Raw genomic sequence first — 12,609 nt, 5'->3', positions numbered from 1 at the left:
CTCATAAATACGATGCAAAAGATCGGTGTGCCATAACGCATCATCCAAGGAAAGGAGTACATGCCATGACGGACATTATTCTTGAAATGAAGAACATTACCAAAACGTTTCCGGGCGTCAAAGCGCTAGAGAACGTCAACCTGAAGATCCGGGAAGGCGAGATTCATTCCATCTGCGGCGAGAATGGCGCAGGCAAGTCTACGCTGATGAAGGTGCTTAGCGGAGTATACCCGCAAGGAAGCTATGAAGGGGACATTTTGTTCCGCGGTAAGACGTGTGAGTTCAAAGATATCAAACAGAGCGAGGATCTGGGCATTGTCATTATTCATCAGGAGCTCGCGCTGATCCCGTATCTCTCCATTGCGGAAAATATATATCTGGGCAATGAGCGTGCAAGCAGAGGCATCGTGAATTGGAAGGAAACCTTTATCGGAACACGTGAACTACTTGGCAAAGTAGGTCTGAATGAAAACCCGAACACGCTGGTATCCAGCATCGGGGTAGGTAAGCAACAACTGGTTGAAATTGCGAAAGCGCTCTCCAAAAAAGTACGTCTGCTTATTCTGGATGAGCCTACGGCAGCGTTGAATGAAGACGACAGTGAAAATCTGCTGCAACTGATGCTGGAATTCAAAAAGCAGGGCATCGCCTGTATCCTCATCTCTCACAAGCTGAACGAGGTGTCCAAGGTCTCGGATGCGGTGACGATCCTGAGGGATGGCAAGACGATTGAAACGCTCGATATGAAAAAGGACAACGTCACCGAGGATCGCATCATCAGCGGCATGGTTGGACGGGACCTGACGAGCCGCTACCCTGAACGTCATGCCACGATTGGTGACGTGGTGCTGGAAGTAAAAGACTGGACGGTGTATCACGAGCATCAGGCCGAGCGCAAGGTGCTCGATCAGATCAACATGAACATCAGACGTGGCGAGATCGTAGGGATCGCGGGACTGATGGGCGCAGGACGTACAGAGCTTGCAATGAGTATTTTCGGCAAATCATATGGCCGTAACATCTCGGGGCAGCTGATCAAGGATGGCAAGCCGATTCAGAATAACAGTGTGACCGAGGCGATTCAGAATGGTTTTGCTTATGTGACGGAGGATCGCAAGGAATATGGCCTTATTTTGATGGATGATATCAAACGCAATATTTCCCTCACCGGACTTAGTAAACTGACCCGTAATGCCGTTGTGAACGAGCAGGAGGAAGTGCTCGTTGCGGAAGAGATGAAGAAAAGCATGAACATCAAGGCACCAAACATCCTGCAGAAAACCGGGAATCTGAGCGGAGGTAACCAGCAGAAGGTGGTACTGAGCAAATGGATTTTTGCCGGGCCGGATATTCTCATTCTGGATGAGCCGACACGCGGGATCGACGTAGGTGCCAAGTTTGAAATTTATACGATTATCCACCGGCTTGCTGCCGAAGGCAAGGGTGTGCTGGTGATTTCATCGGAGCTGCCGGAGGTTCTGGGTCTGTGTGACCGGATCTATGTGATGAATGCCGGACGAATCACGGGTGAAGTCAGCCGGGAGCAGGCATCGCAGGAAACACTGATGAGATATATGACCAAGTCTGGAGGCGGTAAGCATGGAAACGGTAACTAAACTGTTCAAAAATAATATACGTCAATATGGCATGATCATTGCCCTTGTCGTCATTATGCTTCTATTTGAGGTGTTAACTAGTGGGCTGTTGCTCAAACCAATTAATATTACGAACCTGATTTTGCAAAATAGCTACATTCTAGTCCTGGCCATTGGTATGGTGCTGGTCATTATCACAGGTCATATCGACTTGTCCGTCGGTTCCATTGCGGCCTTTGTCGGTGCTGTAGCCGCCATTATGATGGTGGATTGGCAGTTGCCAGCTTGGCTCGCAGTCATTGCTTCCCTGCTGGTCGGTGCACTCATTGGTGCATGGCAGGGCTTCTGGATTGCGTATGTGCGGATTCCCGCCTTCATTGTTACGCTTGCCGGCATGTTGCTCTTCCGTGGTCTGACGATGATTGTACTGGAAGGGCAGTCGATATCCCCTTTCCCTGCCGGATTTCAAAAGATCAGCTCCGGTTTCCTGCCGGATGTACAATTCTCAGGCATGGGTCTGGTGTCCATTATTGTGGGGATTGCGCTCACGATTTGGTACATTGTGAATGAACTGCGGGAACGTGCTTCCCAGCGCAAGTATGGCTTTGAGGTGGTATCGCAAGGGCTGTTCCTGCTCAAGCTGATTGTGGTAGCAGCAGTAACCAACCTGTTCACGTTTGTACTGGCAAGTTATGCGGGTATTCCGAACATTCTGGTGCTTCTGTTTGTTCTGATCGTGGTGTATTCCTTTGTCATGAATCGTACCGTGATGGGACGTCATGTGTACGCACTCGGCGGCAATGAGAAGGCTGCAGGACTGTCTGGCGTTAAAACGAAAAAAGTAACGTTCTGGGTGTTCGTAAACATGGGTACACTTGCGGCTGTATCGGGTCTGATCTTCGCCGCACGTCTGAATGCGGCTACGCCAAGAGCGGGTACGAACTTTGAGCTGGATGCCATTGCAGCCTGCTTCATCGGCGGAGCGTCAGCTTCGGGCGGAATCGGTACCGTATTCGGTGCAATCATCGGTGGTCTGGTTATGGGTGTGCTGAACAACGGGATGTCCCTGATCGGCCTGGGTATCGACTGGCAGCAAGGAATCAAAGGATTGGTACTGCTGCTGGCAGTGGCATTTGATATCTATAATAAAAACAAACGAGCTGCTTAAGAGTAGTGGGAGCTAAAGAAAGGACCCTGATCTAATGATCAGGGTCCTTTTGGTGCATAAGAACCATAAGTCGTCCACCATATGCCGTCCGTTATACTGCACAAGAAGCTACATCAGTGCGCCTATAAAACGTGTAGCAATACCAAAGTAGATAAACAGGGACAAGATATCATTTAGCGTTGTAATTAACGGGCCGGATGCCACTGCGGGATCAACCTTGAAACGGCTGAGCAGGAGCGGGATGCATGTGCCTGTCAGTGTACCGATGATTAGCGTGAGAAACAGGGATACACCGATAATCATCCCGAGCAACCAGTCTCCTTGCCAGAGATAAGCAATGACCGTAATGAGCAGACCGCAGACAAGACCGATCATCGTACCAACTTTAATCTCTCGTCCAATCAAGGCGAGTACCGTTGACTTGTCCAGCTTGCGTCCAATAAGTCCGCGTACGACGACAGCAAGGGATTGCGTCCCTGTATTTCCCGTCATACCCGCAATCATAGGCATGAAGAACGCAAGAGCCACAACCTGATTCAGTGTATCTTCAAAAAAATCCACAATGCTTCCCGAGATCAAGCCGATCAATAACAGCAAAATAAGCCAAGGCAACCTTCGTTTGACCGCAACGAGCGGTTTGGTATCAAAATCAATATCTTTACCGCCACCGCCCATTTTGGCGAGGTCTTCGCTGGCCTCATCCATAATGATGTCAATGACGTCATCCATCTGGATGATCCCGCACAGCCTATTATTCTCATCGACGACCGGAACGGCGATGAATTCGTAACGTTGGAGCAACTGGGCAGCCTCTTCCTGATCCATATCTACGGTGGCGTGAATGACACGTCTGGTCATCAGTTGTTCCACTTTGGTTTTGTCATCGGCCAGAGCAAGCGAGCGGTAACTAACGACACCAGCTAGCTTACCTTCATCGTCAATGACATAAAGGTAACTGGACGGGGAGAGGTGCAGCGTACCTTGTGATTGCTTCAGTGCTTCCTTCGCTGTGTCGTGGGTGGACAACGTACGATAGCGGTCGGTCATGATCCGTCCGGCAGTTTCTGGTGGATAACTGAGTACAGAGCGAATGATAGCAGAATGATCCAGGTTCATGCTGGATAACAATTCTTCCCTGCGTTTTGCGGGCAGGTCGTGCATGAAGCGAATGAGGTCACTCTTGTCCATCTGCTGCATGACTTCCAGTGTACGCTCCGGTCCGAGTCGTTCGAACAGTTCAGCCTGCTCGTGAAGCTTCAGGTTCTCTGCCAGATCGGCAAGTGTATCCGGTTTAAATAGAAGAAGAAAACGATTCTTTTCGTCTTCAGGGAATTTTTTATAGATGAGTGAAAGATCATAGGGACGCAGTTCCTTCACCAGTTTATAGAATTCCGGCAGATTCTGGGATTGTACATGCTGTGTCAGTTGCTGGGTGATCTCCTCAACGGAGAGCTCTTTATTGGTTTGAGAACCGTTCATAATGACACTCCTTTCCTGAATGGTGCGCTTCATATTTTTAAACGGAATGCATTCGTTGTTAAACAATATTGAAATCTTGCTCAAACATTCGAGATGGGCTTACAAAAGAAAGCACTCAGGATATACTTGTTTTACAGTAATCAACGAGGAGGTCCAGTGCCCTTGGAAACCGATATTCGAACACAACTGCTCAGCCTGGCTGAGCCGGAATACCAGAAATTCGCGGCTTCCCTTATACCGAATATTTCAAACGTGATGGGTGTGCGCTTGCCGACGATCCGCAAAATAGCCAAACAGATTGCCGTTGCAGACTGGCGTACGTACCTGGATACGGCGCAGGATGACTATTTTGAAGAAGTAATGTTGCAAGCAATGGTCATTGGTCACGTTCAAGCAGATCTGGACGAATTGTTAAAACGTATTGCGGCTTTTGTACCCAAAATGGATAACTGGTCGGTATGTGACAGCTTCTGTGCCGGACTGAAATATACGAAAGTGCATATGGATGCGATGTGGAACTTCATTCAGCCTTATATCAAGTCGGATCAGGAATATGAAATCCGGTTTGGCGTGGTCATGCTGTTGAACTTTTATCTGGAGCCGCATTATATTCATCAGGTGTTGCCGTTACTTGATCAGATTAAACATGAGGCCTATTATGTGAAAATGGCGGTGGCCTGGGCGATCTCGATCGCGTATGTGAAGCAACCTGAGGTGACCATGCCGTATTTGCAAAACAATACGCTTGACGATTTTACGTACAACAAAGCACTCCAGAAGATTACGGAATCGTACCGCGTGACACCGGAGGACAAACAAGTGATCCGCAGCATGAAACGCAAGGTGAGCAAACAGACAAGTGCTCCCAAACAGACAAGCTCCTGACTCAGATATATATAAAGAAAGGTCGAATATGAAATGAGACAAAAGATGATGTATGCCACGATGTTGCTGGACGGTCGTCCCTGGAGTCTGCTTGCGACCGAAAAGGGACTGTGCCGGATCGTTATGCCGAACGAAACGCTGGAAGACTGGCACGGCTGGATTAGTAAAATTGCCCCGGGTGTTAAACTTGAAGAGAATGAGCAGGCATTAAGACAGACGGGCATGATGGACTGGCTGGAGTCCTATTTTGCAGGGGAAAAGACAGCATACACAGAGGACATCCCGCTTGACCTGATGGGTACCGAATTTCAGCAACAGGTATGGAAAGCGCTCGGGCGTGTGCCATACGGTGAGACACGTACCTATGGGGATATCGCTGCCGTGATCGGACGACCTTCGGCTGTGCGGGCTGTAGGTGCGGCGAACGGGACGAACCCCATTCCAGTGTTACTGCCATGCCACCGGATTATTGGTGCCAATCGCAAGCTGACGGGTTTTCGTGGTGGTCTCGAGATGAAGCGCAGATTACTCGATATTGAACGAATTGAGGGCGTGACAGATGGCGGACATGCACGGTTTAATTTTTAATTAAAGAGAAAAGAGAAGAGAGAAATGAGGGAAAGACAATGCAACAGCAACAGGCATTCTGGCTGACCAATGTAAGATTGGAACAAGGATATATTCGTGAAGGAGCAGAGGTGACGGGCACACAAACGGGTCTTGCTCATCTGCGGATTGAGAACGGAGTTATTGCTGCCATTGTGGACGCAAAGGCGCAATTGACAGAAGAATTGCCGCGAGTGGATGGCAAAGGTTTGTTATTGTTGCCTTCGTTTGAAGAAGCACATATTCATCTGGACAAAACCTATTATGATGGGCCATGGAAAGCGGTCAGACGCAGCTCCAGCATCTTTGATCGTATTGAAGAGGAGAAGGTATTACTACCCAAATTGTTACCCGATGCAAAACGGCAGGCAGAAAGCATCCTTGCACTAATACAGGGTTACGGCTCTACACACGTTCGCGCGCACTGCAATATTGAGCCAGTCAGTGGATTAAAACGTTTGGAAGCAACCAAGCAAGCCCTGGAGAGTTACAAGGGTAAAATATCTTCAGAGATTGTCGCGTTCCCTCAGCATGGGCTGTTACGATCCAGCTCGGTCGAACTCATGGGACAAGCCATGACAGAGGGTGCAACACATGTAGGCGGACTTGATCCGTATACCGTAGATGAGAACATCGAAAAATCGCTGCATACCATGGTGGGACTGGCAGTCAAACATCAGGCAGGAATCGATATGCATCTGCATGATGGTGGCGAAGCTGGCAAGCAAACGTTACTGGAACTTGTAAGGTTGACTGAAGAAGCAGGGCTTCAGGGTCAGGTGACGGTTAGCCACGCGTTCTGGTTTGCAGGAGCGGAGAAACAGGAAACCGAGGAGATGGCGAGCCGCATGGCATCGCTGGGAATGAGTGTGGCTTCAACCGTGCCGATGGGCAGAACGATGATGCCGCTTCCGATGTTGCAACGTGTGGGTGTAAACGTGAAACTGGCGACAGACAGTCTGACGGATCACTGGTCTCCTTTTGGTAGTGGAGATATGCTTGAAAAGGCTGGACGCTTCGCCGAGCTGTATGGATATAGCGACGAGTTATCGTTGTCCCAGTCAATAGCTACGATTACGGGCGGAGTGACTTCGCTGAATGCAGCAGGAGAGAGCGTATGGCCAAAGGCAGGCGATATAGCAAGCTTTGTTCTGGTGCAGGCGAGTTGTGCAGCCGAAGCGGTGGCAAGGCGATCTGGAAGGCTGGCTGTGTGGTATCAAGGACACTTGGTGAGTGGATCGCTAGCGTAACAGGCATCCCCTTAAAATGTAATGAACAGAATAAAGGTTAAAGATTAAGCTACGGATACCGTGGCTTTTTTTGCATGAATAGGCATGAACCGTGTGGAACTATTTTAGTTCAACATATATAGCCCATATATGAGGAAGAAATTATACGCATAACCCACATTCTGGGTTATGATAGATTATGATTTTACTATATGAAGGAGTTAATCCTATGAACATTACATATGCTTCGCAGGCAGACCATGCATATATCGTTGAAAAAGATCGGCATATCCATCCCACACTTGTTGAGACGAAAATAAAAGAGAAGGAAATATATATCCTCTGGGAAGACGAGGCAAGGATTGGCTGGATGAGATATGGATACTTTTGGGATAACACGCCTTTTATGAACATGATTTGGATCGATGAGCCGTTTCGTGGCCGTGGATCAGGACAACGTGTCGTACAGTATTGGGAAAATGAAATGAAAGAGAAGGGCTTTGATACGGTTATGACTTCTACGCAGTCTGATGAGAGTGCTCAACATTTCTATCGTGGAATGGGATATGTGGATGCAGGAGCTTTACTGTTAGATACACAGCCATTAGAAATTATACTGATGAAGAAAATTGAAGCAGTCATAGTTGAAGGAGAATGAGATATGCGTGATAACATGATAGAGAAACAAGTCACTTTGCAACCGGTTACACAGGAAAATGAAAGTGAGTGCATCCTTCTGCAACCGAAGGAAGATCAGCTCACACTGGTAGCGAGCAATGCGGATTCCTTAATCCATGCGACCAAGGAAGTAACTTCAAGACCTTACGGGATCTATGCAGGGTATGAGATGGTCGGGTTTATTTTATTTGATAACGAGATCTATACAGATGGGCATTATTGGATTCTTCGTTTTATGATTGATGGAAAACATCAGGGTCAAGGTTATGGGAAACGTGCCATCCAGGAAGTTATTCACATGTTGCAGGAGCGAAGGGATTGTCGGCAAATCAGGGTATCTCATATCCCGCATAATGTTGCGGCTAATGCACTGTACAAGCGTTGTGGGTTTCAGGAAACAGGAGAATTAGAGGATAATGGTGACATTATTTTAGGTTATCAAGTTAGAGAGTAGAGGTGGCAAAAAAATGATCAGAGAAGCCGAAGCCAGGGATGCAGCAACTATTGACAAATTGTACAGGGAGCTGTTGCCCAACCACGCGCATACTGAGGTGCTTGCTGAACGAATTGAAGAGATCAGGCGTCACGAACACAGCTTCCTTTTTGTGTACGAAGTCCGGGAGCAGGTGGTAGGTACGGCACATTTACATATCTGCCTAGACGCTCTGGCAGGAAATCGGCCGTTTGGTTTGGTTGAAAGGGTTGTTATGTCTAGCGAGTTGCAGGGCAACGGATACGGAACAGAATTAATGGAACATGTGGAACAGGTATGTTTGCAGGTGAATGCATCCAAGATCCTCCTCGCTAGCGGAGCTTCCAGGCAAGGGGCCCATCAATTTTATCAAAAGCTAGGATACGATGGCGAGTCCAGCAAAGCCTTTAAAAAATATCTATAAATTTATTTCCAGAAGAAGGACTAGTCCAACAAGATGATAGATAAACATGATCGAATTTTGAACAATAGATTTATTGCCTTAGCGTTCTCATTGCTACTTACGACGTTATGCTGTCTTGGCATTGCGGTGTATCTGCGTGCAAAGTCAGGATCGAATATGTATGCCTTCCTAGACTGGGATATGTTTCTGGCATGGGTTCCGTTTCTCATTTCAACGATGATTGCTCTTATCTTTCGACGTAAGGCTGTGAGACCCGGATGGATGGGCATGGCGTTGACAGGTTTGCTCGGAATGATCTGGCTGTTCTTTCTGCCTAACGCGGCCTATCTGTTTACAGAAATGTTGCATGCATTCCGGTATTTTACTGCTCAGCCTGAGAGTGCTTTTTGGTTCGAGATGGATTTCTGGTACAGTCTGACCCTTACGTTTGGTGTAGCTACTTTAGGGTTGATGCTCTCCACATGTTCTATAAGGCAAATAGAACATGTGCTGCAATTGTTCGTACACAGGTTCGTTTGCTGGATTATTGTCGGATTCATTTTACTTCTAAGTGGTCTGGGCGTATATATCGGGAGATTTAATCGCTGGAATTCATGGGATATCGTGTCCAGACCCGGGCAGGTTGTTATGGATTTGATGAATGATTTTAGTTCAGAAAGCGGTCTTCCGGTGGCGTTTGTTACGCTGATGTTTGTGATCCAGGCATTTGCATATGTCATTATTTCATTGATAAGTGGTTCGATTACTCGGGAGGTAAGAAAATGAGCAATACTTCTGATTTTATCCATCAATTGCCCAGCATTTCTGAATGTCAGCGAATCTTCAAGGCAGTAGCGATGCTGGATGCAATTCTAATGCCAGAATGGGAGTACAGGTATTATTCGTACAATGCGCAGTGGGATGCGAACGAACAGATGGCTTCGATGAGAGATGGGGAGGGAGATCACTATTTCGCGTTATTTGATTCGAGCAACCGTTTAATCATCAAAGGTTACGACAAAGCTTATGCTTCCCTACATAAAGATCAACTTGGTGATGTATTGGAGGGTGTGCCGGCAGATTTCAAAAAGACGTTTCTGGACGAGCCTGCTTTTATGATGGATCAGATCACCTTCTGCGTCTGGCATGAAAAGGTACATAACGAGTGGACTTCGAGTCAACAGCTCGCGGATGAAGCTTATGTTCTTCTACAAGTTCTTGTGGGCGGTGCGGAGCACTACCATGCCTGGGCTCAGGAATACTATGAGATTGAACTTAATTTAGAGCCGATCCAGCATATTTTTGCCATGAAACCGTTGAACGAACGACTGTTGCAGGCATTAAACCCGGAGATCGAGTTAGATGAGTTGGAAGAGGACATCGCGGAAATCGGATACCCGGTTAAGGAGGAATGACATATGACTTTGACAGAGTGGTCTGCTGACACGCTTCAATATGATTTATCAGATGAATACTCAATTCGGCTTGCGGATGTTACGGAGTGGGGGTTATTTTGCACCATTTATTATGATATGGGATACGTCGGATTTTTTAGGGAAGAAGAATTCAGTTCCTCAAGATGCAGTGCGTACTGGATCTATCGCGGGGAAAGTAAAATAGGTGGTGTGCGAATGGAGCCTAACAAGATGTATCATTTGTTTCTCATCCCGCCATTCCAGCAAGGCTTTGAGATCGTCAAGCTGCTGAAACAGAAATTAATGCAGTGGTCGGATCGGAGTAAACGAATTCTGACATTTGAGATTCTACCAGGTCAAGTGGACTGGTTTGCGAGAGCGGGATTTTGGCCGGCCGAATTCAGATGCCGCTGGATGCAGCGTCCTACGGATCATTTCGAGGTGGATTGGGACAGCAGAGTGACTGTTAAGAGCCCAGAGATTATTGGAAAAGAATCAGGTGGCTTCAAATATGTAAACGAAGAGGAAATTGCCCAGTGTGATCTGGAAAGTTTCGGTGGAAGTCTAGAAGCAACGCGCAGAAAGCAGAGCTCTCTTGAAGATTTTACACCTGACGAAGATCCTAACTATACAAATGAAATCCTGACTCAGGCATCTACATTGGTATACGATCAAGCAACGGGTCAACTGGTCGCCAACTGCCGCTTGTGTTTACAGGACAATCAGGCTGCGGTATACAGTATAGGCGTAATCCCCTCGTACAGAGGCAGAGGAATTGCTACCCAAATGTTACAAAGAGCATTAACGATGCTCAAGGGGCACTATCCATTTTTGCGACTGTATGTGATGGAAGGCAATGATGCCGAGTCGGTATATCTGAATCTGGGTTTTGTTCAAGGTGTGCAGGAGATTCAGACGATGTATGTTCCTGAGGAGAAAGCGGAATGAAGGTGGCCATTTTTACCGATATTCACGGAAATGCTCCCAGGAGTTCCTTATGACAACAGGTAGCATCTTCAAGCGTATCGAAAAAGAAAATAATTAGCGAACAGGGGCGATCTGGTGAGATCGCCTTATCTTGTTGAAGAGGTGAGGGTATGATTCATGATTTAAAAGGGGAGGAAAATATGTCTTCTGTCACGGGGATGCTTTTCGCCGTGGTTAAAGAGAACAGTGATCGCCTGAAATCCATCACGGATTCCATGTCACAGGAGGAGGTCGATTACAGAGGACCTGGCAACCTATATAACAGTACAGCTCAGTTACTGAGACATATCACGTTCGTTGACCTGAACTGGGTGTATCGCATCAAAGGAAAAACGTTACCTTACGATATGTTGGAGCAATACGGTCCCATGATTGATGAAAACAACAAACTTCCTTTCATAGCGGGGATATCCAGAGACACCCTTATTTCTCAACATCAGTTGATCATGAACATGCTACAGGAAACGTGCACAATTCTTACGGATGCGGATATGGATATCGTAGTTGCTTTCGGGCATAGGAATGAAAAGCAAGCTTCTGTTCGCTGGGGACTTTGGCACATGGCTGACCACAATCGTTATCATCAGGCGCATATAAATCAGTTGCGGAAATGGTTCCATACTCATACATCTGATCGATGAAGAGAGGCTGCCATTGAATAAATGATAAAATAGGTTGTAACTAAAGTTCAATTCAGGTTGTTTTTATTATAAGAATAGTGGAAGCCCGTGGAAACGTGGAACAGAAGATTATAGAACATCATAATTCGGTGCTGAGCATGTTTGCTCATGTGGTGGACATGGCACACATTACGAGGTGATGAAGAATGAATAACACACGAAATATCAAACGATTCTGGTTGATTATAGGCATTATGGCAACTGCGCTAGCCCTGTACTTCGTGTATATGAACAACCGGTTTGTGGATATTGAAACCCCTTTATCTAGCGCGGAGGTTGTCCGTGCAGATACGAGCAAAGCGATATATACCAAGGGTGGCAGCGGAGTACAGATCCGTTTTGATGCAGCTGTTTTAAATGAAGCAGAAACAAGCAGAGTTGTTGATTGGTTGAATGAAGCTCCAGCGTCAGCGAAGACGGCTGTAGATCGCATTGAGGGCAGCATTCATATGGGCATCGCTCTGAGATTGAAGCATAACAATCAGGTCATGATACAATACAACGGCAAACAGATTTATGTTACGAAGATTGGCCGTTTCAGCAAAATTTCGAGGTACGCACTGCACCATCAGGCGTTGGAGAGTTACCTGGATCAAGAGCTGGAGGGAACCTATTACGGAGGAAATCTGGCTAAGGAGGAACAGGGGGAGACATAATGAAGATACATAAAAAAATATTCAATTTGTCGGCTTGGCTCGCTGTATTGGCTGTCTTTTTTATTCCGGGAACGCTGAATAATGATAACGAACCTTTACGAACCGAGTATGGATTCCCGCTTCGTTTTTTGACGGACTATCATGTCTCGAATTCAAACGGATCAATCTGGTTTATATCCAATATGCATATTAATTTACTGGTTTATTTCGTGAATGTTCTATTTATTTATGCTGGAATACATGTGATTGTCTATATCAAAAAAAGATTAACTAACAAATCAGTGGAATGAATAATAATTTATTGAATTGATCAAGAAGCTATAATGACCTAAGTACAGCAACATAGGAGGCTACGG

The 12,609-nt window shown here is 46.6% G+C and carries 15 protein-coding genes; 14 read left to right on the top strand and 1 reads right to left on the bottom strand.

From position 1 onward, the window contains the following. The first annotated feature begins 65 nt into the window (after positions 1-65). Both mmsA and mmsB read left to right on the top strand, forming a co-directional pair. A complete protein-coding gene (gene mmsA / locus MHI38_RS09170; protein WP_341181203.1) occupies positions 66-1,616 on the top strand; it encodes a multiple monosaccharide ABC transporter ATP-binding protein in 1,551 nt (516 codons plus the stop codon). Continuing rightward, positions 1,600-2,763, top strand: a complete 1,164-nt coding sequence (gene mmsB / locus MHI38_RS09165; protein ID WP_090915387.1) for a multiple monosaccharide ABC transporter permease — start codon at positions 1,600-1,602, stop codon at positions 2,761-2,763. The genes mmsA and mmsB overlap by 17 nt, the downstream gene beginning before the upstream one ends. Positions 2,764-2,871: 108 nt before the next feature. Here the strand turns inward: mmsB and mgtE are convergent, their stop codons facing one another. Further along, the gene (mgtE, locus tag MHI38_RS09160; RefSeq protein ID WP_154887638.1) at positions 2,872-4,242 is read right to left on the bottom strand and encodes a magnesium transporter; all 1,371 of its coding nucleotides are present in this window, start codon (positions 4,240-4,242) and stop codon (positions 2,872-2,874) included. 162 nt (positions 4,243-4,404) lie between these two features. Between mgtE and MHI38_RS09155 the strand changes: the two genes are divergently transcribed. The 12 genes from MHI38_RS09155 (at position 4,405) to MHI38_RS09100 (ending at position 12,543) form a co-directional block, all read left to right on the top strand. After that, positions 4,405-5,127, top strand: a complete 723-nt coding sequence (locus tag MHI38_RS09155) for a DNA alkylation repair protein (protein WP_154887640.1) — start codon at positions 4,405-4,407, stop codon at positions 5,125-5,127. Between the two features lie 33 nt (positions 5,128-5,160). After that, on the top strand, positions 5,161-5,715 hold the full coding sequence (locus MHI38_RS09150; protein WP_154887642.1) for a methylated-DNA--[protein]-cysteine S-methyltransferase: 555 nt from the start codon (positions 5,161-5,163) through the stop codon (positions 5,713-5,715). A gap of 38 nt (positions 5,716-5,753) precedes the next feature. Beyond that, positions 5,754-6,983 (top strand): amidohydrolase, encoded by a 1,230-nt coding sequence (locus MHI38_RS09145; RefSeq protein ID WP_154887644.1) that lies wholly within the window; start codon positions 5,754-5,756, stop codon positions 6,981-6,983. A 208-nt stretch (positions 6,984-7,191) separates the two neighbouring features. Then, positions 7,192-7,620 (top strand): GNAT family N-acetyltransferase, encoded by a 429-nt coding sequence (locus MHI38_RS09140; RefSeq protein ID WP_154887646.1) that lies wholly within the window; start codon positions 7,192-7,194, stop codon positions 7,618-7,620. A 3-nt stretch (positions 7,621-7,623) separates the two neighbouring features. Beyond that, the gene (locus tag MHI38_RS09135; RefSeq protein WP_154887648.1) at positions 7,624-8,094 is read left to right on the top strand and encodes a GNAT family N-acetyltransferase; all 471 of its coding nucleotides are present in this window, start codon (positions 7,624-7,626) and stop codon (positions 8,092-8,094) included. 13 nt (positions 8,095-8,107) lie between these two features. Beyond that, positions 8,108-8,536 carry a GNAT family N-acetyltransferase gene (locus MHI38_RS09130; RefSeq protein WP_154887650.1) on the top strand — a complete coding sequence of 143 codons (429 nt, stop codon included), beginning with the start codon at positions 8,108-8,110 and terminating at the stop codon, positions 8,534-8,536. A gap of 180 nt (positions 8,537-8,716) precedes the next feature. Then, positions 8,717-9,301: a DUF1361 domain-containing protein gene (locus tag MHI38_RS09125; RefSeq protein ID WP_341181202.1), complete on the top strand. Its 585-nt coding sequence runs from the start codon at positions 8,717-8,719 to the stop codon at positions 9,299-9,301. After that, the gene (locus MHI38_RS09120) at positions 9,298-9,930 is read left to right on the top strand and encodes a hypothetical protein (protein ID WP_154887654.1); all 633 of its coding nucleotides are present in this window, start codon (positions 9,298-9,300) and stop codon (positions 9,928-9,930) included. The genes MHI38_RS09125 and MHI38_RS09120 overlap by 4 nt, the downstream gene beginning before the upstream one ends. A gap of 3 nt (positions 9,931-9,933) precedes the next feature. Then, positions 9,934-10,878 carry a GNAT family N-acetyltransferase gene (locus MHI38_RS09115; protein WP_154887656.1) on the top strand — a complete coding sequence of 315 codons (945 nt, stop codon included), beginning with the start codon at positions 9,934-9,936 and terminating at the stop codon, positions 10,876-10,878. Positions 10,879-11,027: 149 nt separating this feature from the next. Next, on the top strand, positions 11,028-11,558 hold the full coding sequence (locus tag MHI38_RS09110) for a DinB family protein (RefSeq protein WP_154887658.1): 531 nt from the start codon (positions 11,028-11,030) through the stop codon (positions 11,556-11,558). Positions 11,559-11,743: 185 nt separating this feature from the next. Next, entirely contained in the window at positions 11,744-12,253 is a 510-nt protein-coding gene (locus MHI38_RS09105) for a hypothetical protein (RefSeq protein ID WP_154887660.1), read from the top strand. Continuing rightward, positions 12,253-12,543: a hypothetical protein gene (locus MHI38_RS09100; RefSeq protein ID WP_090915361.1), complete on the top strand. Its 291-nt coding sequence runs from the start codon at positions 12,253-12,255 to the stop codon at positions 12,541-12,543. The genes MHI38_RS09105 and MHI38_RS09100 overlap by 1 nt, the downstream gene beginning before the upstream one ends. The last annotated feature ends 66 nt before the right edge of the window (positions 12,544-12,609 follow it).

Source organism: Paenibacillus sp. FSL K6-1558 (assembly GCF_038002565.1).
GTDB lineage: Bacteria > Bacillota > Bacilli > Paenibacillales > Paenibacillaceae > Paenibacillus > Paenibacillus polysaccharolyticus.
This window is presented reverse-complemented; position numbering and strand designations above follow the sequence as displayed.